Origin of the sequence: Fluviicola sp. (assembly GCF_039596395.1) — a bacterium.
Taxonomy (GTDB): domain Bacteria; phylum Bacteroidota; class Bacteroidia; order Flavobacteriales_D; family Crocinitomicaceae; genus Fluviicola.
On sequence record NZ_JBCNJT010000002.1, the window covers coordinates 801,050 to 823,818 of the forward strand.

A 22,769-nucleotide genomic window follows, 5' to 3' on the forward strand; every position below is an offset into this window, starting at 1 on the left:
TTACAGGTGGTTTGCTTTAAAATGAGCTAAAACTTCTTCTTTTTTACGGGTGGAAACCGGTATTTCAATTCCATTCGGAAGAATCAGGAATCCACCGTTCCGCTTGTCGAATTGCGTAACATGGCGCATGTTCACCAGGTAACTCTGATGCGTACGGATGAACTGGTTGCTGCTGATCACACTTTCAAAATGAGCCAGGGTTTTGGAAACCAGGATCTCTTTCCGGTTCGTGAAGAAAAAATGGGTGTATGCTCCGTCAGCCAGGCAGTATGTGATGTCTTCCACATCAACAATGTGCAGCATGTCGGAAGTATTCAGCACAATGCGTTTTGGCTCGGTGTTTTTAATCTGCTGACGAAATACGTCCAATTGCTCCAGGATTTTATCATTCTGAATCCGCTTATGTGCCTTCAGCAATGCAGTCGTCAGATCAGAAGGGTCAAAAGGCTTCAGCAGGTAATCCAAAGCGGAAACCTGGAATGCTTTCAGTGCAAAATCATTGTAAGCAGTGATGAAAATCGTTGGAATATAACGCGGTGAAATCGTTTCCAGGATGTCAAATCCCGTTTTGTCGTGTAACTGGATATCCAGCAGGAGCAGATCGGGATCAAACTCGTCTATTGCCTGCAAAGCAGTCGATACACTATCCGCTTCACGGATTACCAGATTATCAATACCGGTTCGGGCCAAAACCATCAGGCAATTTTCCCGTGCCATTTTTTCGTCGTCTATGATTAAGATTTTCATTACTGGAGGTTAAAAACGGAGACAACAAAAATACAAAAATCCTTGCTGCTGCTGACATACACATCTTCAATAAATCATTAACAAATGCTATTCATTGGGTCACTCAATCCCTAAAATAACGAATCCACACATCAGCCGATGCATGGATTCTGAAAAATAGTTAGTTATAACCACTACTGCTTCACAATGCGTTGAACGCTATGTCCCTGCGCATTTTTAAAATCAAACAGGTAAATACCGCGTTCGAAGTTTTGCAGGGAAATGGTTTCATTGTTTTGAATGTTCTCTCAATACCACTTTCCCCTGTGCATCATAAACCGTTAATTCAGCTTCCGGGCCGGAGAAGTGGATGTGGACCTGGTCGGTAGCCGGATTCGGATAAATCTCGAACAGATTGTCTGAAATATCCGTCAAACCGGCAGTTCCTGCGTGGCCATTGTAAAAGGAAATTGCTTCCGTCACCGTGAAGAATTCTTCCAATGATTTATTCGGGCAGAATACGCTCAATTGCAGCCAGTAAACACCGTTTCCGTTGTTCAATACGTAGCTCGTCGTGTCGAAGTTCGAACCGTTTGAATCCACGATGTTCCAGATTACGTTTACGGTATTTCCGTTTGCCCAGATAGAATCGATGTACGCGGTATCAATTCCAGCGTAATAAATATCACAGTTCGTCAATGTGACACCCAAAGAATCCTGAGCCAGGGAATCGATAAACGGGTTGTTGAATACGAAATTCGAATCAACCGGAATTACGACCGTTGTGGAAAGTGTGTCTCCGCAGTTGCTTGTAACATGCAGATCGTGCACTCCGGCGCATAAACCTGTTACTAAAGAATACCCATTCGAAGTAATTACTTGTGAACCGTTGTCGAAATCGAGTTCGAAAGGGGCATTCCCGGAAAGGTCAATTGCTACTTCACCTATACACGTGTTAGCGTCTGAAGGCACGGAAAAACTATTTTCGATTGTTAGAGGCAGAGACGGAATGATGGTCAGGTCTAGAGTGATAACCGAATCGCAACCTGCTGCGTTCGGAATGGTGTCGATATACTGCCCTGAAACTGTAAACGTTTGACCGTTAATCGGCCAAGTGAAAGAACCGCAGGTACTTTCAGTTTCTGTGCTCAAACTGGAATTCAAAATCGTAAGGTCTAATGTTATAATCGAATCACAGCCAGCAGCGTTTGGAATCGTATCGATGTATTGACCGGATGAAGTATACGTTTGACCATTGACCGGCCAGGTGAAAGAACCGCAGGTACTTTCAGTTTCTGTGCTCAAACTGGAATTCAGGATAGTAAGGTGTAATGTTATAATCGAATCACAACCTGCTACATTCTGCAAGACAAATGTTGGGGTATTTGTAGAGGAATAGTAGGTGTTTCCGTCAATCCAGGTAAAAGAATTGCATGCTACTTGGGTATCGTTCACCGAATCGGATAGAATGGTCAAGTGAAGTATGATGATCGAATCACAGCCGAATGCATTTTGCAGCACTACTGTCGGTGTATCTGTTGAAGCATAATAGGAGTTTCCGTCTATCCATGTATATGATGTACATGCAGTTTGATTATCAATAACGGAATCTGCAAGTATTGTAAGATTCAGTGTGATAATTGAATCACAACCGGTTGAATTCAATAAGTTAAATGTAGCTGTATTATTTGATTGAGTATATGTGACTCCATCCATCCAGGTGTACGGTCCACATGCAGAAACAGTTTGGGTACCAAATGTTTGAACACAATTCAATATTCTGGCGATTCGATTGTTTCCAAACCCATCATACTGCATAAACTCACCTGCTGCCAAAATTTTCTTCCCATCAGGTTGGAGGATGATTGAATTGATACGTTGATACTGATTGGCACTTATGAATCCATTACCAATAGAAAAAGAAGGATCATAAGACCCATCGCTTTCTAAACGCGCAATTCCGTTAGATGGAATTCCATTAAAGGTTTGAAAAGTACCACCTATAATAATTTTACCATTTGGTTCTAGCCCTATTGAAAGAATAGTATTATTCGCTCCTGATGCCACATTAAAAGTCAAATCTCTTGACCCATCCGTATTCAACCGAGTTAATTTATTTGTTGAATTACCGTTGCTATATGAGGTAAACCATCCTCCGACCAATATCTTATCATCGGGTTGAACTAGTATTGAGCTCACCTCGGCATTAAACCCATTACCGACATTGAAAGATAAATCTATTGTTCCGTCCGAATTTAAACGAATAATTTTATTCGTGGCTGAACCATAATATGTTCCAAAAGTTCCGCCAACCAGAATTTTTCCGTCTGATTGCAATCCTATTGAATTTACTCCTCCATTAGCCAATGATGTACAGTTAAAAGAATTATCAATTGTTCCGTTTGTATTTAGTCTAGTAATGCGCCCTACTGTAACCCCATTATAATTAGTGAAATAACCCCCAACTAATATTTTTCCATCCGGTTGTAATGTCATGGTATAAATAGATGAATTAAATCCTGTGCCGGTATTAAAACTCATGTCGCGGGTTCCATTAGAATTTAAACGAACAAGTCTGCGAACAGAATCTCCATCATAAACTTGAAACCATCCCCCAACTAGTATTTTTCCATCTGGCTGAACAAGTATTGAACTTACAATGTCGCTGAAAGATGCTGATGCATTAAAGGAAGTATCAACTGTTCCATTTGCATTTAATCTGGCCAAATACTTTTTAAAGCTTTCATTATACCATGAAAAATAACCTCCTATTAAGATTTTCCCATCTGGTTGTAATGCTGTTGTTAAAATCTCATCGTTTGCTCCTCCTCCTACATTGAATGAATTATCATTTGAGCCATTTGAATTCAAACGAATAATTTGATTTGAGCTAAATCCCGCAACAACCGGCAAGTCACCTCCTGCTAAAATCTTCCCATCGGTTTGCACTACAATTGATTTAACCTGAATACCACTTGTGGCAATAGTTATTCCGCTTAAACCAAATGAACTATCAAAGGTGCCGTCCCCGTTCAATCGTGCAAGTTGTGGCACTACGAAATTCTGATATATAGTAAAATCACCTCCCACTAAGATCTTTCCGTCAAGTTGAATGTCTATTGATAAAATATCATCATTCGCTCCGGAAGCGGAGGAAAAGGTTCCATCGAGAGTCCCATTTGTATTTAGTCTTGCAATTTTTTGAGCGGTTGTACCATTGTAAGAACTAAAATTCCCTACTACGAAAATTTTTCCGTCTGGTTGTAAATCTATTGCATTCACAACATCATTTGGTCCAGAACCAATATCAAAAGTACTATCTAATGTCCCATCAATATTTAAACAAGCAAGGCGATTTACGCCCAGTGAATTATAACTAGAAAATGCGCCTCCAAAAAGGATTTTTCCATCTGGTTGAATAAAAATTGAGGTTACAATGTTATTTGTACCAGATCCAACGTTAAAAGTCGCATCCAAAGTTCCATCTGCGTTTAATCTGGCTAACCTGTTTTTACTCGTGTTATTTACATTCACAAATTCTCCTCCTATAAGAACCTTACCATCTGATTGAACGGCGATTGATCTTACGGATGTATTAGTAGTAGCTATAAATGTATTATCAAGGGTCCCGTCAGAATTTAAACGCGCGATGTTGAATTTAGATATCCCATTAAAAAAGTGAAATAACCCTCCTATAAGGATCTTGCCATCAGGTTGGATTGCCAAAGCATATATATAACCGTCTGATCCAGTTCCTATATTAAATGAGGTGTCGATTGTGCCATCATTATTCAACCTTGCTATTCCATTCTTAGCGACACCATTATATAATGTAAAAAGACCTCCTATGAGTGTTTTACCATCTTGCTGTTTTACAATAACTTGTATATCATTATTCGCACCATCCCCATTCCCGAAACCAATATCCGTCGGATTAAATGTCGGATCATTTGCTCCAGGCTGAGCAAAACTTGTACTTGAAAAGAATAAGAAAAAAAATATTAATGATACTAATCGGTTCATACGGTTAAATTGATTCCGCAAAAATACAAAAATCCGCCCATCAACTGATGAACGGATTTCTCTATAGCGTTTATTGCTTTCTTAATTAAGCCTCCACGTGCATGTAGCTCTCTACGCTCGGACAAGAACAAATCAGGTTTCTGTCTCCGTATGCGTTGTCTACGCGACGTACCGGAACCCAGTATTTCCATTCTTTCAGGTAGGCAACCGGGTAAGCTGCTTCCTGTGGAGAGTACGGGTAATTCCAGTCTTTGTTGATGATACAGTCTGCTGTGTGCGGAGCGTTCTTCAACAAGTTGTTTTCTCTGTCGGCGTGACCATTCTCGATTTCTTTGATCTCCGCACGGATCTTGATCATCGCTTCGATGAAACGGTCAAGTTCTTCCTTGTCTTCCGATTCTGTCGGTTCAACCATCAAAGTTCCTGCAACCGGGAATGATACCGTTGGTGCGTGGAATCCGAAGTCGATCAAACGTTTTGCCATATCGGCAACTTCTACGTCTGCTGTTTTCTTGAAATCACGGCAATCCAGGATCATTTCGTGCGCTACTGTTCCGTTTTTACCGGTGTACAATACGTCGTAGTGACCTTTCAATTTCGCTGCAATGTAGTTGGCATTCAAAATAGCTGCTTCCGTAGATTGACGCAATCCGTCGGCTCCCAGCATTTTGATGTATCCGTAAGAGATCAATAAGATCAAAGCACTTCCGTAAGGTGCTGCGGAAACTGCGTGGATCGGCGTGCTTCCTCCTGCTGCAACAACCGGGTTGCTTGGTAAGAAAGGAGCCAAATGCGCTGCCACTCCGATCGGTCCCATTCCAGGGCCACCACCTCCGTGAGGAATCGCAAATGTTTTGTGTAAGTTCAGGTGACAAACGTCTGCACCGATATTTCCCGGATTTGTTAATCCGACCTGTGCGTTCATGTTTGCACCGTCCATGTATACTTGTCCACCGTTTTCGTGGATGATAGACGTAATTTCACGGATACCTTCTTCGTAAACTCCGTGTGTGGAAGGATAAGTAACCATCAAACCTGCCAATTCGTTCCCGATTTGGTTGGCAACTGTTCTTAATTCTTCGATGTTGATGTTCCCGTTTTCGTCACAACCTGTTACAACCACTTCCATTCCTGCCATGACTGCAGAAGCCGGGTTTGTTCCGTGTGCCGAAGAAGGGATGATCATTTTTGTACGTTGCTTGTCGCCGCGGCTTTCGTGGTATGCCTTGATAACCATCAATCCTGCATATTCTCCCTGTGCTCCTGAATTCGGCTGCAAAGACATGGCTGCAAATCCTGTGGATTCACACAAATCTTTTTCCAGCTGACGGAACATCGCGTGGTAACCTGCTGCCTGCTCCACCGGAGCAAACGGGTGCATGTTTGCGAACTGAGGATTCGTGATCGGAATCAACTCGGAAGCTGCATTCAGTTTCATGGTACAAGATCCAAGCGGAATCATGGAGTGAACCAATGAAAGATCTTTGTTTTCCAAACGCTTCAAATAACGCATCATTTTGGATTCAGAATGATATTTATTGAATGTTGCGTGTGTGAAAACGGCATCTGTTCTCAAAACCGAAGCGCTTAAGGAAGATTCTTCCGTTACTGCACTCGTTCCGAAAATGCTCAAAATGGTTGCTACATCTTCTTTTGTATGTGGCTCACCGAAGCTGATCGTCAATTCAGATTCATTGATGATGCGGAAGTTCATTCCTTTTGCTTCAGCAGCAGCTTTGATTTTTGCCGTGTCTACTCCTTTTACCCACACAGTATCAAAGAAAGAATCGGATCCAACCTGGATTCCTGCTGCTTTCAATCCCAAAGCGGTAGAAGTTGCCAATGCATTCACATGCTCTGCAATTTCTTTCATTCCCGCAGGACCGTGGTATACTGCATACATGGAAGCCATTACTGCCAACAAGGCTTGTGCCGTACAAATATTGGATGTTGCTTTATCTCTTTTAATGTGCTGCTCACGCGTTTGCAAAGCCATACGCAAAGCCATGTTGTTATCCGCATCTTTCGAAACACCGATGATACGGCCCGGCATGGCGCGTTTGTATTCGTCTTTTGCTGCGAAAAATGCTGCGTGAGGTCCTCCGTAACCCATTGGAACTCCAAAACGCTGGGAAGAACCGAATACGACATCAGCTCCCAGAGAACCCGGAGATTTCAACAAAACAAGGGACAGGATATCTGCAGCTACTGCTACGCGCAATCCCTGGTTTCTTCCTATAAATCCTTCCAGATCCGTAATAGTTCCGTGAACATCCGGGTACTGAAGAATCGCACCGAAATACGTTCCGTCGTTCGTGAAAGTCGTTTCATCACCTTCTACCAATTCGATTCCCAGATTCAATGCGCGGCCCAATACCACTTCTTTTGTCTGAGGGAAAGCATTTTGAGAAATGAAGAATTTATTCACTCCGTCTTTTGCTTCCTGGCGGGAACGTGAATTCCAGAACAGGATCATTGCTTCGGATGCTGCTGTTCCTTCGTCCAACAAAGATGCGTTAGCGATTTCCATTCCCGACAATTCCATCACCATTGTCTGGAAATTCAACAGCGCCTCCAAACGACCCTGGGAAATTTCAGCCTGGTAAGGAGTATATGCCGTGTACCATCCCGGATTCTCCAATACGTTACGCAAAATCACGGAAGGAACGATTGTTTCGTTGTATCCTAAACCGATGAAGGATTTATATACTTTATTTTGAGCTCCAAGTGCGGTGATGTGCTGCAAATATTCTTGCTCGCTCAACGCATTGTCGATCTTCAATTCTCCCGATAAACGGATGTGTGAAGGAATGGTCTTATCGATTAATTCTTGGATTGATTTAACACCAATAGCAGCTAACATCTCAGATTTCTCAGCTGAATCAGGGCCAATGTGGCGGGATGAAAATGCACTCATAAAAATTTCACTTCTTTTTTGATGCCTACCTTTACTGGTAAACAGGTTGCAAAGATAGCGATTTTCGCGTTGTGTTATTTCGATTTAGTTTGGGAATATTTGTTAAGCCGAAAATGAAGCTTCCGGTAGCCATTCAAGAATGGAATTCAATTCCGCAACCCGGCTGAAATACAGTCGAAAGTGATTGTGGCTTCCTACTTACAGCTTGCCTTTCTTTCCAGCATTTCAGGGCCGCTCATTTGCTCAAATTCCTTGCATTTAGCCTTCTTGGTTTGAATGAGTTCTTTTACTTCTTTTTGTCCTTTTTCACTGAGCTTTTTGGTGCGCAACTGATCGTATTTTGCAGTCAGCTCATCACTTGCCCGAATACAGTCACAAATGGAATCTTCGCTGCAGGAAGTAATTAAAAGGCTAAAAAATACCGGGAAAGCTAAAAAACGGAGTTTCATCAAGTTCATTTTAAGTGAATTCCCGTTAAATATGCGTGTTTGCATACCATATAATGCAGGAATGATTTACTTTGCTATTGCAAACAAATGTAATCCATGCAGACAAAACTTCCAAAAGTAGGAACCACCATCTTTACGACTATGAGCCAAATGGCCAATCAGTACCAGGCCATTAACCTGTCTCAGGGTTTTCCGAATTTCCCGATTGATCCGATGATCGAGGAGTTATTGGCGAAGAACAGTAAAGAGAATGTACATCAATATGCTCCGATGGCCGGTCTTCCTGTTTTACTGGAAGGAATTGCTCAAATGATACACCGTGTTTATAACCGGGAAGTAAATCCGTCGACCGAGATTTTGGTAACATCCGGGGCCACCCAGGGAATTTTTACCACGATCCAGGCATTGGTTCATCCCGGAGACGAAGTAGTAATCCTGGACCCGGCTTACGATTGTTATAGCCCGGCGGTGCATTTGGCCGGCGGAAAAGCAATTCACATTCCTATGCGGGAAGATTTCACCATCAACTGGCGCGAACTCCGTCAAACGGTGAATCAGAAAACGCGCATCCTGATAATTAATAACCCGCACAATCCATCGGGGAAAATGATGGACCAGCAAGATTTTGATGCGCTGGTACAGTTAATGACGGATCATCCGAACCTGATTTTGTGTTCGGATGAGGTGTATGAATTCATCACTTTTGAAAAAAAGCACTTTTCCGCACATCATCATGAAATTTTGCGAAACAGAAGCGTTATTGTTTCTTCTTTCGGGAAAACATTTCACCTGACCGGTTGGAAAGTCGGATACATAATAGCCCCGGAATACATTCTGAAGGAAATCAAAAAAGTGCATCAATATTTGGTGTTCTCCGTGAATAGCGTGGCACAAAAAACACTGGCAGATTATATCTCTTCCACGGATGTAACCACACTGGGAAGCTTTTACCAGGACAAGCGTGACCGTTTTAAAGCGTTGATGGCCAAAAGCAAGTTTGAATTCCTTCCAAGTGAGGGAACTTATTTTCAAACGGTGAGATACAACGCGATTTCCGATCTTCCGGATGTTTCGTTTTGTGAATGGCTGGTGAAAGAAATCGGAGTGGCGGCAATCCCGCTTTCCGTGTTCTACGAAGAATTAAACGATTATCATACCATCCGGTTCTGTTTTGCAAAAACGGATGAAACCCTTATTCAAGCAGCAGAAAGATTATGCAAGATCTGAGAATAACGTTTGTACAGGCCAATCAACTTTGGGAAGACAAAGCGGCCAATTTAAGCCATTACGAAGATTTGTTGAAATCCGTTTCGGACACAGACCTGGTACTTCTGCCCGAAATGTTCCAGACAGGATTCTCCATGAATGCGGAAAAGCTGGCCGAAAAAATGGAAAACAGTCTTAGTATTTCCTGGTTGAAGCAGCAAGCCCGTGAAAAGAATGCCGCATTCTACACTTCGCTTATTATAGAAGAGGAAGGAAAGTATTACAACCGCGGTGTATTCGCAGAACCGAACGGAACAATTACCTGTTATGACAAACGGAAACTTTTCGGAATGGCCGAAGAATCCGTTCATTTTACCGCGGGTTCAAAAGAAGTGATCGTGAATTATCTGGGCTGGAAGATCAATTTACAGATTTGTTACGACCTGCGTTTCCCGGAAAACATCCGGAACGGGGAAATCGACGGCCAACCGGTTTACGACCTCTTACTTTACGTAGCAAACTGGCCGGAGAGAAGAATTCATCACTGGTCGACATTGCTTCCGGCAAGGGCTATTGAAAATCAATGCTATGTTGCCGGTTTGAATCGCGTCGGCGACGATCATTCCGGCTTGTCTTACAATGGGCAAAGTAAATTATTTAACCTTCTCGGTGAAGAAATTTCCAACCTTTTGCACTCTGAAGGCGTCATTACACAGAGTATTAGTTACCATGAAATGGTCCAATTGCGGGAGAAATTACCCTTTTTGAGGGACAGTAATTACCGTTCATTTCGTAATTAGTACCGTTTAATAAATAAACAGGCCTTTTATGGGTCAAATAATTAAATTTAGAACTTCGTAAATTAAAGAAAACATGAAAAAACAAATTACACTTTTAGCTTCGGCTTTATTTGTTGCTGGTATTTCCTCGGCACAGGTAAGCAAAAGCTTCGTTCAAAAGAAACCATTAAAAATTACAACGTCAAAATCAGTGTTGGCTAATGGTTCTGATGAAAAAAATGGAGGAGATGTGATCTGGTCAAGTGATTTTTCCACTGCCTCAGATTGGACTATGGGTAATGCCGGTACAGGTGTACAAGGTGCTTTCCAAATCGGAGCATATCCTGCAAACTTTACACAATATATTACAGGTACAACAACAGGTTTAACTGCACCGATGGCGTTTTTTGACGGTATTCAATACCTTCTTTCAGGGCCGGTTGGAATCCAAAATGCCTGGATGCAAACACCAACTATTGATTTGTCTGCATCAGAAGTTATCTCTGTAAGCTTCAACCAGATTTACCGTCGTTTCAACCACGATGCACTATACGTTGAAGTAAGTACGGATAACGGTGCTACCTGGACGCTTTCCAAACAAGTAAATACAGATGCTGTTGGAAACGGTCCAACTTTAAGAAATGTTTTAACGACAGATTTCTTAATCGGTCCTGGGGTAACTCAAGGAAAAATCCGTGTTCGTTGGGAGTCTTTGACTGCTGATGACAACTTCGGTAGTGGATATGGTTGGGCAATCGACAACTTCGAGGTTATTGAAGGGTACGAAAACAATATCAAATTGACAGATGCATATTATGCTTACGGGACTCAAAACCTGACAGCTACAATTATGCCGGCTACTCAAGCAGCAACTGCTGGAAAAACTTCATTTGGTGCTGAAATCGAAAACGTTGGTTCTGCAACACAACCAATCAGCTTCAATGTAACTTCAGGAGCATTCACTGCAACAAGTACTCAGGCAGACATCGCTCCTTTCGCAGATGATTCCCTTGATATTTCTTTCGCAAACGGATTCACAATTCCTTCAACTGTTGGAACATACAACTTCAAATACACTGTATTGTCCGATAGTATCCTTGATTTCGGTATCGATGATACAATCACTACACCATTTGCAGTTTCAAACAATATCTATGCAGTTGATACATACACAGGTCCTAACTCAATTACAGGAAGCTTCAACGGATGGGCTACTCAAACGGGAGATCCTCAAATCGGAACTTTGTTCGAAATTTTCGCTAACGACAATGTAGGTGCGGTTCAAATCGGAATCGGAAACGTAAGTCCTTCTCAACAAGATGATTACATCGGTTTATCTGTATATGCTTCTATCTATAAGTGGAATGCAACTTCTGAATCATTTGATTATATCTCCAGATCTGAAGAAGATCATGAGATCGTTGCTGCAGACTTCGGAAAATTGATTATGTGTTACTTCCCTGATCTTCCGCAATTAACTTCCGGAGGTCTTTACCTTGTAACAGCTGGTTCATACAACGGCGCTGAAGTTCCAATCGCATTCGCTGGTAAAATTATCGCTGGTAACACAATGGGTTACAACGACGGTGGAATTAGTGCTATCGGTTTAGCTTCTGACGGAGATAAAGTTGAAGCTCCGGTTGTTCGTTTGGATTTCAACGATTACACAGGAATCAAAGAATTCACTTCTGCAAGTAACGTATCGGTTTACCCTAACCCATTCGTTGGAACAACTGAAGTGAAGTTCGACTTGAAAGCTGACGCTAGCGTTTCTGCTGTTGTTACAGATCTTTCCGGACGTACAGTTGCTACAGTTCCTGCATCTCAAATGGCTGCTGGTTCTCAAACTATCGCTATCGATGGTACTAGCTTCCAGGCTGGAATCTACAACGTAACATTGAAAGTTGGTAACGAAACAACAACAAAACGTATCGTTAAGAAATAATTCTTGATAAAGAATGAAAATGGGGGTTCACTGCGGTGGATCCCCATTTTTTGTTTCAGTAAATTTGCAGCATGGTCGAATGGGGTTTGATAGGTTTGTTCGGGATGTGCTTTCTGGCATCAACCATCCTTCCGTTCCCTTCAGAGGCTACGTTATTATTCTTCCTGAATTCCGGGAATTATTCTCCCGTTTCCGTTTTACTGGTTGCCAGTTTGGGAAATTGCCTGGGAGGAAGCACCAACTACCTGCTCGGTTATTACGGCAGAAAAATGCTCGGTAAAAAACATCTGATGCGAAGTGAATACCTGGTACAGCGTTATGGCTTCTGGACCGCACTTCTTTCCTGGCTTCCCGTTATCGGGGATCCTTTACTCGTTCTACTGGGAATTTACCGGGTGTCGTTTTGGAAAACCATGGCCTTGATGAGTGCAGGGAAAATTGCGCGTTACCTGGTCATCTTCTGGACCTACCTTACACTTGCTTAAGGACAATTTCCCGCGCAATGCGGTCCGTTTCCACGTAATCTTCATAACCCGGTGCAGCAATGAATGGAGTTTGCAACATCACTTGCTCATTGATCCGTGCAATATCCAGGAAGCCGATTTTTTCTTCCAGGAAAAGTTGGACCGAAATTTCGTTGGCAGCATTCAGTGCACAAGCTGCTGTTCCGCCTTTTTCCAAAACATCATAAGCCAATTGCAGGTTCCTGAACGTTTCCGGATCAGCCTTTTCAAATGTAAGCTGCGGATAATCCAGGAAATTGAAACGCGGAAAATCGGTTTTGAAACGTTCCGGGTAAGTTAGAGCAAACTGGATAGGCAATTTCATATCCGGAAGGCCCATTTGTGCTTTCAGGCTGCCATCCTGGAACTGCACCAGGGAATGCACTACCGATTGCGGATGAACGATCACGTCGATTTGTTCGTTCTTCAAACCAAACAACCATTTTGCTTCAATCACTTCCAGCCCTTTATTCATCATCGAAGCGGAATCAATAGTAATCTTCGCTCCCATCGACCAATTCGGGTGTTTCAATGCCTGTGCAGGTGTCACCGATTTCAAAGCATCTGCTTTCCAGCCACGGAATGGTCCGCCCGATGCTGTCAGGTATACTTTCTCCACCGGATTGTGGAATTCCCCGACCAAACATTGAAAAATAGCTGAATGTTCCGAGTCAACCGGGTAAATGTTAACTCCCTTCGCACGGGCACGGGCAGTAACCAATTCTCCGGCAACTACCAGCGTTTCCTTGTTTGCCAAAGCAATGTCCTTGCCTGCTTCGATAGCAGCAAGTGTAGGACGAAGGCCGGCATAACCTACCAAAGCAGTCAATACGATCTGTATTTCATTGAATTCAACCACCTGGCAAAGCGCCTGGTTTCCGGCATACACATGAATATCTTCCGAAAAAAGGGCGTCCTTTACTTCCTGGTATTTGCTTTCATCGCTGATCACAACCGCATTGGGCTGAAAAAGCTTTGCCTGTTCGATCAATAAGGGTGCATTGGATTGGGCAGTAATAACTTGCAGGTCAAACTTATCCGGATAAGCCCGGATGACTTCCAAAGTCTGCGTTCCGATCGAACCTGTAGAACCGAGAATAGCAACACCTTTTTTCTGCATGTAACAAAAATACCTATTTTAGTCAGATTTGTGCTGTAACCAAAGCTGCATTTCAACTTATTAAACACAAACCTAAAATAATGCCTCATGAATAAATTACTGCTCTTATTGTTCTTATTACCCGGAATTTCGTTTGCCGCGTTTCGCCCGCATTCAGACGATTATATGTTGAATTATCTCCGTTGGGGAGCCAGGTATGAATTTGGAAATGCTTTCCAGCAGAACATTTACTACGGCGCAAAACCGGAAATTCTGAAGCAACATCATGTAAGTACGGTAAAAGCATACCGGGTGAATCAAAAAGGCAAGCAAAAAGAGTGGTACGAACGCAGATACGATACCTCCGGGAGACTCATCCAAATGAAAACAACAGGCGATGTAGTCGATTACACATTCGCAGATACATTATTACGTGAAGTAAACCGTACCACGAAGAAGCACGCATACAAAACCAAAATTTCCTATGATTCACAATCGCGGATTACAAAAACGCAGTCTTTTGAGGATGGAAAATTAACCTCCGAAACCAACTACGGGTATTTCAACGGCCAACAGACTTCCCTGGTGGAAAAGAAACTATACGGGAAGAAAGAGAAGACTTACCGGCTGGAAACCGACTACGATCAGTTGTCGAAAAAGACTGTGGAATCCCGGTATGTGATCAACGGTGAATTAAAAAAGCGCTGGACTTACAGCTGCGACGAGAAAGGAAAGATCCAGGAAACAAAAGTCGAAGAAATCACTCAATGCCAATACTTCGATTCGAATAACGATGGCTCCTACAGCAGTTATATGCGGACAATTGAAGACGGAAAAGACTATTTGCAGGAAACTTCCTTTAGCAAGGATTCCGTGCTCACCGAATACAAACGCTTCCTCCACGATACCATTTTGGTGAATCACAATACCTATTCAAAGGAAAAAGACGTGTTCGAAGGGTATTCCAAAAAAGGAAAACGAAGCTATAAATTGATCGAAGAAAAGGATGTTAACGGAAATATTGTGAAACGCGTTGACTATTATAAGAAAACAGACAAATCTCCCATTACTACCCTTTCCGTTTATTCGGAAAAGAACCTGATCCGGGAAGTTACTTACCAGGATAAAAGTAAAACAAAATTTGAGTACACTTATTGGTAGCAAGCGTTTGAATGTGAAACGAAACACCCGTTTTCTGCCTATTCACACTGAAAAAGATGCTACTTTTGCATTATGAAATACCGCGTTTTATCCGACGAAGAATTGCAGCACCTGGAAGGTGACCTGAAAGCTTTTTTGATTATCAATGGCGTTCACGGGGAAGAATGGGCAAAACTGAACCAGGAAGAACCACAGAAAGCGCTGGAACTGGTTGAATTATTTTCCGACCAGGTCATGCAGACCGTTTATGAAAAGGTAAAATTCCTCGAACACCGCGCCCCGGATTCCTGCATTGTATTTCATTTCGGGGAAAACGAGCAGGAATTGATCGCTATTCAGAAGAATCCCGGATCTGTCGTGGATCTTTCGAGCGTGGAAGGAATTCACGAAGCACTGACCAAAACACCCGGTGATCTTTCCTTTTTTACCAGCAAAAAGCATTACAACGATTCCCGCGAACTGGAAATTCACCGGTTGATTGAACAGGGAGCCGTTCTTTCAGATGCCGGTTTTTGGAATTCGCTGAAGGAAATTCTTTAGAATGTTCACGAAATACTAGGAAAGCATAAGTAAATTGCACAGTGAAATCGCACAATTACTCACTCAAAATTTACTTAAATACAATCTACATAAAAAGTAGTTGATACTCTACTCAGAAAGCTTAGTTTTACCCAAGCACCCCGGCTTAATTATTATGAAGAATCGCTTTACTTACTTACTATTCGGACTGCTTTTTTTAGTCCTTTCTGCTTGCTCAAACTCTAACATAGACGATCGACTGGTAAAAAAGTGGACGCTTGTTAAAGTAGACGGTTTCGGTCCCGACAAAGACAAGATCTTAGGGATCAACAACATTTATTTTGATCTGAAAGACGACGAAACCTTTAAAGGACGTTGGTACGATCAGAACAACATGACGGATTTTATTGAAATGGAGGGAAAATGGCTCAGTACCCAATACGACGATAAGATCGATTTATTTTTATTCTACGGTCCCAACCAAAAGAAGTCAATCATTTTCAACATCACGAAAGTGGAAGGAGATGATATGACTATGCGCATTTCAGAAATTGATCATTTCTTTAAGGCGAAATAAACAATATAAACCAATAACCAATGAGGGGCTTCGGCCCCTTTTTTATTGCAGATACTTCCCGAAGGTATATGCAGAAAGCAAGATGGAAGCACTATATTTGTTCCCATGGAACTGATAAAGGCATTTGAAAACCGTTTTGGAGCTCACCGGGTGAAATCTATCCAAAACCCTTTGCACAATGAGCAGGAATTGATACTCCTGTTTCTTGAACTGGATGTTCCTGTAACGGTTGTTATGACGGCTTCTCTTTCGGAATACCAAATGCCGGTATTGGAGAAATGGGTCGGCAGGGAATTCAACGAGATTTATTTTTGCCTGCCTGCCTACTGGAATTTCGAAGATTATTCCAATCCGAATTTTTCCTGGATTTATACCTGGCTTTATAAACTGGAGCGTTTTGTAAGGGACAAAAATACGTGGTTCGGGCCGGGCCATACCATTCCAACCGGAAATCCGGAAGTTCCGATCTCCAACCTGATGAAACAGGAATATTTTATCTTTTTAGATCCGATCCTGCTTCAAAAAGAGCTTAGTCCGGTAAATTCGGCGGGTAAAACCATTCATTTCCTGAGTGTTGTCCCTATTTTCGGGGATGAACTGGATTTCAAAATGGGTAAAGGCACGCAAAAGTTCGTACGCCGTTTGATACAGCGTAACCTGGATGAAAAATTGGATGATTACCGCAGTTCGGTACTGAACAGTCGTTTGCGGTTCTTCTGATTACTTCAGGTTTGCAAAAAACGCCTGGGCTCCTTCCACTTCTTTCTTCGCATTACCGATCCAGGTATGATCATCGTAGATCACGAACGGACGCTTCAGGAAGGTGTATTCCTCCAACATGTATTTGCGGTAATCTGCTTCTGTCAGGTTCATTTCATGCAATCCCTGCGAACGGAATTTCATCGCTCTTTTAGAGAACATTCCTTCGTAAGAACCCACTTTCTCCTTCAGCCAGTCGAGCGTTTTTGCGTCAATATTGGTTTGTTTGATATCAATCAGTTCCACATCTTCCGGCAGGTCCAAAGCTTTCAGGATCTTCTGGCACGTGTCGCAGGAGCTTAAGTAGTAAAATCTTCTCATGAAATTAGCTATTAACGGTTTTGCATGTATTCGTCGTTTCTTTTTCGGTCTTCCGGTGTTCCGGTGTTACAACCGTTCGATTTTTTAGTGAAGTGATGTATCCAGCGGATCTGGAACTGTACCGGCCAGTAATTGCTGGAGAACCATTGGATGGTTGGTCTTGCGTGGTTCGGTTCATAAATCCCGATAGCCGGAACCAGGAACCCGAATGTAATGTAATCGCCGCGTCGAACGGTTCTGGTGAAGCCCAGATGCAGGTGGAACTGTGCCATAAAATCCTGCTGGAATTTCACCGGTGCAATGGTAGGAACATACGGAGCTTTCGGTGCAGGAAGCGCATTGAACAGGAAGTTGAATCCCAAACCTGTTTCCAAATGCCAGCCATCTGCAATCTTCGTAAAACGGTCGATAGTTACCCGTGCCGTCAAATACCCGTTGTAGAACGAACCGGTGCTTTCGTCAAAAGAAGAAGCTCCCGATCCCGGATTGTATAATTCAAAACGTGTGCGTTCGCTTCCACCGATATAATTAAAGCCAAGCCCCCAATCCAGGCGGTGAAACAAGTTCGCCCCGATCCATTTGATTTCTCCTTTATCTCCGCGTTTCTTGTACCAGGCATCCAAAATGCGCGATTTTTTCAAGCGGTAATGTGCTGCCCCGATTTCAATAAATGCACCGGGTTTCCCAATCGGATCGACCTGCGCCGTAACCGGACGGCCGTTCACGTCTGTTGCGGAATACTCTGTAATCTTCGGATTGGTGAAGGTGTAATTCGGACCGATGGAAATCTGGATCCCGTCTTTGGTCAGTTGCCGGTAATCCCTTGCTCCACCGAAAAAATCCTTCCGGCTTTTACCGCGAAAATTCCGCGATTGGGCGAAAGAAGTTCCGGCCAGCATCAAACAAACAATTCCAAGGACAAATTTCATGATCGAATTTTTTTATAAATATGCTAAGTTTCGCGATTCGTTACGAAATCAGCTTCACTATTTTTTCCATTACGTGTTGTTTATTGCGCTTTTTGTTGCCTTTTCAGAAAGAGGAAATATACTATTGCGCTTAACCACAATGGCAAGGTAAGCGCCCCATAGAACAATACAAAAACGACTCTTCCGAAAGCTATTTCTCCGAATGGACCGCCGTAAATCATTTGCCAGCCTGTAAGGTGTTCAACCGGGGCATACACAGGTGCAATTCTGGTGGTACTCTCTCCAATCAAACCTAGAACCTCCTCTATTCTTGAAGTTTGTGTTTTCACCGGAGGCTGATAGATAAAATAGTAATCGACGGCTTCATACGCATAAACCAGATGATAACTCACCAATACTAATCCAATAGCAGTAATCGCAAGTTTCCAATAACGAAATACATTCAGTCTTCGTGCAACATATATCAATGCCCAAACCGAAACGCTTATTCGAATGAAATCCCATACTAATGAATGTGCAGTGGCAGCAGCAATTAATTCTTCCTGACTTTTTCCGGCATTCAATTTCTGCAAAATCACTGACGCGACAATATTCAAGAGCGCAAAGACTCCTCCGAATAGCAAAGTACTCTTTAGAATCAATTTGGTGTCTCCCCTCATTGCCCGGTCAGTATCACGAAATCAATTCCAGCATTTTTTCCATCACGAACGGCTCGTCCCATCTTTCGTGGATATTTTCGATCTTCAGGATTTGCTGCATCAAAGCATCCTGTTTTCTTCCATTTCTCAATGCATCACTGTAACGTGTATTGCTGAAAGTAACCTGCGAATAAAGCGGAGTCCATTTGTCCGGATGTAAGCGGGAGAATTTCCCTTCAATCTTTTTCTGAAGCAGGAATTCAGGATCTGCGGTTTTATCGCGCATTTCCACATAATTGTCCAAAGCCAGGTCTAAAATTGCATTCGCATCCGGAACACGCTGATCGGAAAAACGGCCCAGTAAACCGCTCCAATCTCCCTTACTTTCGTCGTACATTTCATTGAAAACGGTACAATCTTCAAATCCACAGTTCATTCCTTGTCCGTAGAACGGAACGATAGCGTGTGCGGCGTCACCCAACAGAACGATGTTGTCCTGGTAATTCCACGGTTCACAGCGAACCATAATCAATGAGCTGGTCGGGTTCCTGAAATAATCATCCAGTAAAGTAGGCATCATTTCAACGGCATCCGGGAACGTTTTATCAAAAAAGGCTGCTACCTGCTCCCGTGTCTGAAGCGTTGCAAACGACGTTTCTCCTTCCATCGGAAAGAACAACGTGCAGGTAAAGCTTCCGTCCAGGTTTGCCAGGGCAATCATCATGAATTCACCTCTTGGCCAGATATGCAGGCAATTTTTATCCAATTTATGGCTTCCGTCTGCATTTGCAGGAATGACCAGTTCTTTGTAACCATGATCCAGGTACTTTTGGGAATAATCGAAAGTCATGGATTTCTGCATGCGCATACGAACCGCCGAATAAGCTCCGTCCGTAGCAAAGATTTTATCTGCTTCAAACTGCTCTACCTCTTTGGTTTGCTCATTCTGGAACGAAAGCGTATTTGTTTTCAGGTTTACATCCAGGCATTTGCGGTCGAAGAAGTATTCGATATTCGGGTAATTATCCGCCAGGTTCATCAATTTCTGGTTCAATCCACCGCGCGAAACGGAATAGATTGCTTCGTTGTTTACCCCGTAAGGCTGATAAGTTAATGTACCATCCAATGCATGCATACAGCGGTTGTACATCGGAATGGCAATGTTGCGGATATCTTCGGCAATGCCGGCAATTTCAAGGGCTTTCCACCCGCGATCGGAAAGTGCCAGGTTGATCGATTTCCCACCTATCAGGCTCGCTTTTCTTAAATCCGGCCTGCGCTCAAATACGGAAACCTGGTAACCTTTCTTCGCCAGTAAAATAGCTTGTAAACTTCCTACAAGTCCTGCTCCTACTACTGCTATTTTCTTCATAATCTTAATTGAAAATTTATAATTGAAAATTGAAAAGAGAGATTCAAATGCTTTTCAATTGAACCATTCTCCATTTTCAATTATTGTTCTAATATCGCTTCTTCCAAATATCTCCCAAGGAAATAAACGTCCTCAAAGGAATTGTATAACGGAACAGGTGCCACCCGGATCACATTGGGTTCTCTCCAGTCTGCGACCACTCCTTTTTCAGAAATTGCATCGAAGATTTGTTTTCCTTTTCCATGTACCAGGATCGACAACTGAGCTCCTCTGCGTTTCGGTTCTTTCGGGGTGATGATCTCAAAACGGCATTTATCCGCATATTTCTCCGATAGTCCGTCCAGGATGAATTCCAGGTACCCTGTGAGAACTTCGCTTTTCGCTTTGAGCTTGTCCATTCCCACCTCATCGAAAATTTCCAAAGACGCCCAGTGAGCAGCCATTCCCAGCACAGGTGCGTTACTCAACTGCCACCCTTCTGCTCCTTCCATCGGAACAAATCCGGGCTCCATTTGAAAGCGTGTGCCTTTATCGTATCCCCACCATCCCGCAAAACGGGGAAGTGAAGCATTTTTTGCGTGTTTTTCATGAACAAACATCCCGGAAACTCCACCCGGACTTGAGTTCAAATATTTGTACGAGCACCAGGCAGCGAAATCAACTCCCCAATCGTGCAGTTTCACCGGAATATTTCCAGCAGCATGTGCCAGGTCAAACCCCACCATTGCTCCCACTCCTTTTCCTGCTTTGGTAATTGCTTCCATATCCAGCAATTGGCCGGTGTAGTAATTCACTCCGCCAAACATAACCAGGGCCAGGGAATCTCCCAATTCCAGGATTTTCGCCAGGATATCTTCGTCTCTCAACGTATGTTCTCCTTCCCGAGGACTCATTCCTACCAAATCCGTTTCCGGATCCAAACCGTGAAAACGCACCTGCGATTCCAACGCGTATAAATCGCTCGGGAATGCTTTCGCTTCACACAAGATCTTGGTTCTTGTACCTTTAGGCTGATAGAACGAAACCATCAACAGGTGCAGGTTTGTAGTCAGGGAATGAGTTACCACCACTTCTTTCGGCAAAGCACCAACTACTCTGGCAGAAGCATCCGTCAGGAATTCGTGGTACTTATACCAGGGATTTGTTCCCAGGAAATGTCCTTCTACTCCCCATTTTGCCCAATCATCCAATTCCAGGTTTACTTTTTCACGCGTTGTTTTCGGCTGTAAACCCAGCGAGTTCCCGGTGAAATATCTCACAGGATTGCTTGTGAAAGTTGGAAAATGGAAACGGTCTCTATAGGATTTCAATGGATCTGCTGCATCCATCTGAGTTGCAAATTCGGGAGTAAATTCGTATTTCATCTGATAAATCGATTGTTCTGTTGAGAACGGGTAAAAAACTGCGTCAAATATAACCAATCTTCGTGATTTTCCATGACGTGCAGGCATGCGATTAATCGCGCGCCTACACGTTTTTCAATTCGTAATTCGTAATTTTGCACCAAATTAAAATCGACGTCACAATGGCAGCAAATAAACTCAACAGATCAAACTCGGAAGCACTTTATGAAAAAGCGAAAAACTACTTCCCGGGAGGAGTTAATTCACCCGTTAGAGCATTTAAATCTGTTGAAGGTTCTCCTTTGTTCATCAAAAAAGGAGACGGAGCTTACATCTGGGACGAAGATGACAATCAATTCATTGATTTTTGCGGAAGCTGGGGGCCATTGATCCTGGGCCATAATCACCCGAACGTATATGCCGGAATTGTTGCCGCGTTGGGAAATGGAGCAAGTTTCGGAGCACCGACACGCCTGGAAAACGAATTGGCAGAATTGATCCTTTCCAAAAATCCGTTTATTGATAAAATCCGTTTTACGAGTTCCGGAACGGAAGCCGTGATGTCGGCCATCCGTTTGGCAAGAGGATATACCGGACGAAATAAGATTGTCAAATTTGAAGGGTGTTACCACGGCCACAGCGATTCCTTGTTGGTGAAAGCCGGTTCCGGTCTGGTCACTTTCGGAAATACTTCCAGTGCCGGAGTACCCGAGGCTTTTGCTAATGAAACTCTCGTGCTTCCTTTAAATGATTCCGAAGCTTTACAAAGCTGTTTCGAACAGTTCGGAAAAGAGATTGCCTGTGTGATCATCGAACCGATCCCTGCGAATAACGGCTTATTGCTACAGGAGCTAAGCTTTCTGAAAGAATTGCGCGAAACGTGTACGAAACATGGAGCTTTATTGTTCTTCGACGAGGTCATTTCAGGATTCCGCGTAGCATTTTCAGGTGCGGCCGAGTATTATGGAATTGCTCCCGATTTGGTTACCTATGGAAAAATCATCGGTGGTGGTTTGCCTGTGGGAGCTTACGGAGCGAAAAAAGAAATCATGGCAAGCGTTGCTCCCGACGGACCGGTTTACCAGGCAGGAACATTATCCGGAAACCCTGTTGCGATGGCTGCCGGTCTGGCACAATTGACCGAATTGAGTAAACCCGGGTTTTACGAAGACCAGGAGCGCAGAACCAAATTGTTCACGGACCAGATCAATGCACATGCAAAATCAAAAGGATATGCTTTTGAATTAGTAACCATCGGTTCGATTTTCTGGATTTCGTTCGATAATTCCAAACACATCCGTGCAGCAGAAGAGATCAATCCGGATATGACAAACTTCAAGCATTTGCACCGTGCATTATTGGAAGAAGGATTCTACATGGGACCAAGCGGATATGAAGTAGGTTTCATTTCGCAGGCGCATACAGATGAGATTTTGGCAAAAGCGGCGCAATTGTTTACCGCGGCATTGGATCGCATTATGCAATAAAATGCAACATTTTGCT

The 22,769-nt window shown here is 43.1% G+C and carries 19 protein-coding genes; 9 read left to right on the top strand and 10 right to left on the bottom strand.

Translation table 11 applies throughout. The features are described 5' to 3' along the window. The 4 genes from ABDW02_RS12375 to ABDW02_RS12390 all read right to left on the bottom strand — a co-directional run bounded on the left by ABDW02_RS12375 (position 1) and on the right by ABDW02_RS12390 (position 8,115). Positions 1–747 carry a LytTR family DNA-binding domain-containing protein gene (locus ABDW02_RS12375; RefSeq protein WP_343634870.1) on the bottom strand — a complete coding sequence of 249 codons (747 nt, stop codon included), beginning with the start codon at positions 745–747 and terminating at the stop codon, positions 1–3. Positions 748–1,014: 267 nt separating this feature from the next. After that, on the bottom strand, positions 1,015–4,749 hold the full coding sequence (locus tag ABDW02_RS12380) for a hypothetical protein (RefSeq protein ID WP_343634871.1): 3,735 nt from the start codon (positions 4,747–4,749) through the stop codon (positions 1,015–1,017). A gap of 85 nt (positions 4,750–4,834) precedes the next feature. Next, positions 4,835–7,666: an aminomethyl-transferring glycine dehydrogenase gene (gene gcvP, locus ABDW02_RS12385; protein WP_343634872.1), complete on the bottom strand. Its 2,832-nt coding sequence runs from the start codon at positions 7,664–7,666 to the stop codon at positions 4,835–4,837. Positions 7,667–7,860: 194 nt separating this feature from the next. Then, the gene (locus ABDW02_RS12390) at positions 7,861–8,115 is read right to left on the bottom strand and encodes a hypothetical protein (protein ID WP_343634873.1); all 255 of its coding nucleotides are present in this window, start codon (positions 8,113–8,115) and stop codon (positions 7,861–7,863) included. A gap of 96 nt (positions 8,116–8,211) precedes the next feature. Here ABDW02_RS12390 and ABDW02_RS12395 point away from each other — a divergent pair, with 96 nt between their 5' ends. The 4 genes from ABDW02_RS12395 to ABDW02_RS12410 all read left to right on the top strand — a co-directional run bounded on the left by ABDW02_RS12395 (position 8,212) and on the right by ABDW02_RS12410 (position 12,530). Beyond that, the gene (locus ABDW02_RS12395; protein ID WP_343634874.1) at positions 8,212–9,342 is read left to right on the top strand and encodes a methionine aminotransferase; all 1,131 of its coding nucleotides are present in this window, start codon (positions 8,212–8,214) and stop codon (positions 9,340–9,342) included. Beyond that, a complete protein-coding gene (locus ABDW02_RS12400) occupies positions 9,330–10,121 on the top strand; it encodes a nitrilase-related carbon-nitrogen hydrolase (RefSeq protein WP_343634875.1) in 792 nt (263 codons plus the stop codon). Before ABDW02_RS12395 ends, ABDW02_RS12400 begins: the two co-directional genes overlap by 13 nt. Before the next feature lie 73 nt (positions 10,122–10,194). Beyond that, the gene (locus tag ABDW02_RS12405) at positions 10,195–12,045 is read left to right on the top strand and encodes a T9SS type A sorting domain-containing protein (RefSeq protein WP_343634876.1); all 1,851 of its coding nucleotides are present in this window, start codon (positions 10,195–10,197) and stop codon (positions 12,043–12,045) included. 71 nt (positions 12,046–12,116) lie between these two features. Then, entirely contained in the window at positions 12,117–12,530 is a 414-nt protein-coding gene (locus ABDW02_RS12410) for a YqaA family protein (protein WP_343634877.1), read from the top strand. On the opposite strand, the gene ABDW02_RS12415 is transcribed toward ABDW02_RS12410, so the two are convergent. Then, positions 12,517–13,668, bottom strand: coding sequence for a 1-deoxy-D-xylulose-5-phosphate reductoisomerase (locus ABDW02_RS12415; protein ID WP_343634878.1), 1,152 nt, complete (start codon positions 13,666–13,668; stop codon positions 12,517–12,519). The two genes, ABDW02_RS12410 and ABDW02_RS12415, sit on opposite strands and share 14 nt — an antisense overlap. A gap of 87 nt (positions 13,669–13,755) precedes the next feature. Between ABDW02_RS12415 and ABDW02_RS12420 the strand changes: the two genes are divergently transcribed. From ABDW02_RS12420 to ABDW02_RS12435, 4 genes are all read left to right on the top strand, one after another. Next, the gene (locus ABDW02_RS12420) at positions 13,756–14,808 is read left to right on the top strand and encodes a hypothetical protein (protein WP_343634879.1); all 1,053 of its coding nucleotides are present in this window, start codon (positions 13,756–13,758) and stop codon (positions 14,806–14,808) included. A gap of 72 nt (positions 14,809–14,880) precedes the next feature. Beyond that, a complete protein-coding gene (locus tag ABDW02_RS12425) occupies positions 14,881–15,348 on the top strand; it encodes a DUF6495 family protein (protein ID WP_343634880.1) in 468 nt (155 codons plus the stop codon). 154 nt (positions 15,349–15,502) lie between these two features. Beyond that, positions 15,503–15,904 (top strand): hypothetical protein, encoded by a 402-nt coding sequence (locus ABDW02_RS12430; RefSeq protein WP_343634881.1) that lies wholly within the window; start codon positions 15,503–15,505, stop codon positions 15,902–15,904. Between the two features lie 105 nt (positions 15,905–16,009). Next, complete coding sequence (locus ABDW02_RS12435) at positions 16,010–16,624, top strand: suppressor of fused domain protein (RefSeq protein WP_343634882.1); 615 nt, start codon at positions 16,010–16,012, stop codon at positions 16,622–16,624. Here the strand turns inward: ABDW02_RS12435 and ABDW02_RS12440 are convergent, their stop codons facing one another. The 5 genes from ABDW02_RS12440 to kynU form a co-directional block, all read right to left on the bottom strand. Next, positions 16,625–16,984, bottom strand: a complete 360-nt coding sequence (locus ABDW02_RS12440) for an ArsC/Spx/MgsR family protein (protein WP_343634883.1) — start codon at positions 16,982–16,984, stop codon at positions 16,625–16,627. A gap of 11 nt (positions 16,985–16,995) precedes the next feature. After that, positions 16,996–17,913 (bottom strand): hypothetical protein, encoded by a 918-nt coding sequence (locus ABDW02_RS12445; RefSeq protein ID WP_343634884.1) that lies wholly within the window; start codon positions 17,911–17,913, stop codon positions 16,996–16,998. An 80-nt stretch (positions 17,914–17,993) separates the two neighbouring features. Further along, entirely contained in the window at positions 17,994–18,572 is a 579-nt protein-coding gene (locus ABDW02_RS12450; RefSeq protein WP_343634885.1) for a hypothetical protein, read from the bottom strand. Positions 18,573–18,585: 13 nt separating this feature from the next. Then, on the bottom strand, positions 18,586–19,932 hold the full coding sequence (locus ABDW02_RS12455; RefSeq protein ID WP_343635951.1) for an NAD(P)/FAD-dependent oxidoreductase: 1,347 nt from the start codon (positions 19,930–19,932) through the stop codon (positions 18,586–18,588). Between the two features lie 71 nt (positions 19,933–20,003). Beyond that, positions 20,004–21,287 carry a kynureninase gene (gene kynU, locus ABDW02_RS12460; RefSeq protein ID WP_343634886.1) on the bottom strand — a complete coding sequence of 428 codons (1,284 nt, stop codon included), beginning with the start codon at positions 21,285–21,287 and terminating at the stop codon, positions 20,004–20,006. Positions 21,288–21,448: 161 nt separating this feature from the next. Between kynU and hemL the strand changes: the two genes are divergently transcribed. Continuing rightward, on the top strand, positions 21,449–22,753 hold the full coding sequence (gene hemL, locus ABDW02_RS12465; protein ID WP_343634887.1) for a glutamate-1-semialdehyde 2,1-aminomutase: 1,305 nt from the start codon (positions 21,449–21,451) through the stop codon (positions 22,751–22,753). The last annotated feature ends 16 nt before the right edge of the window (positions 22,754–22,769 follow it).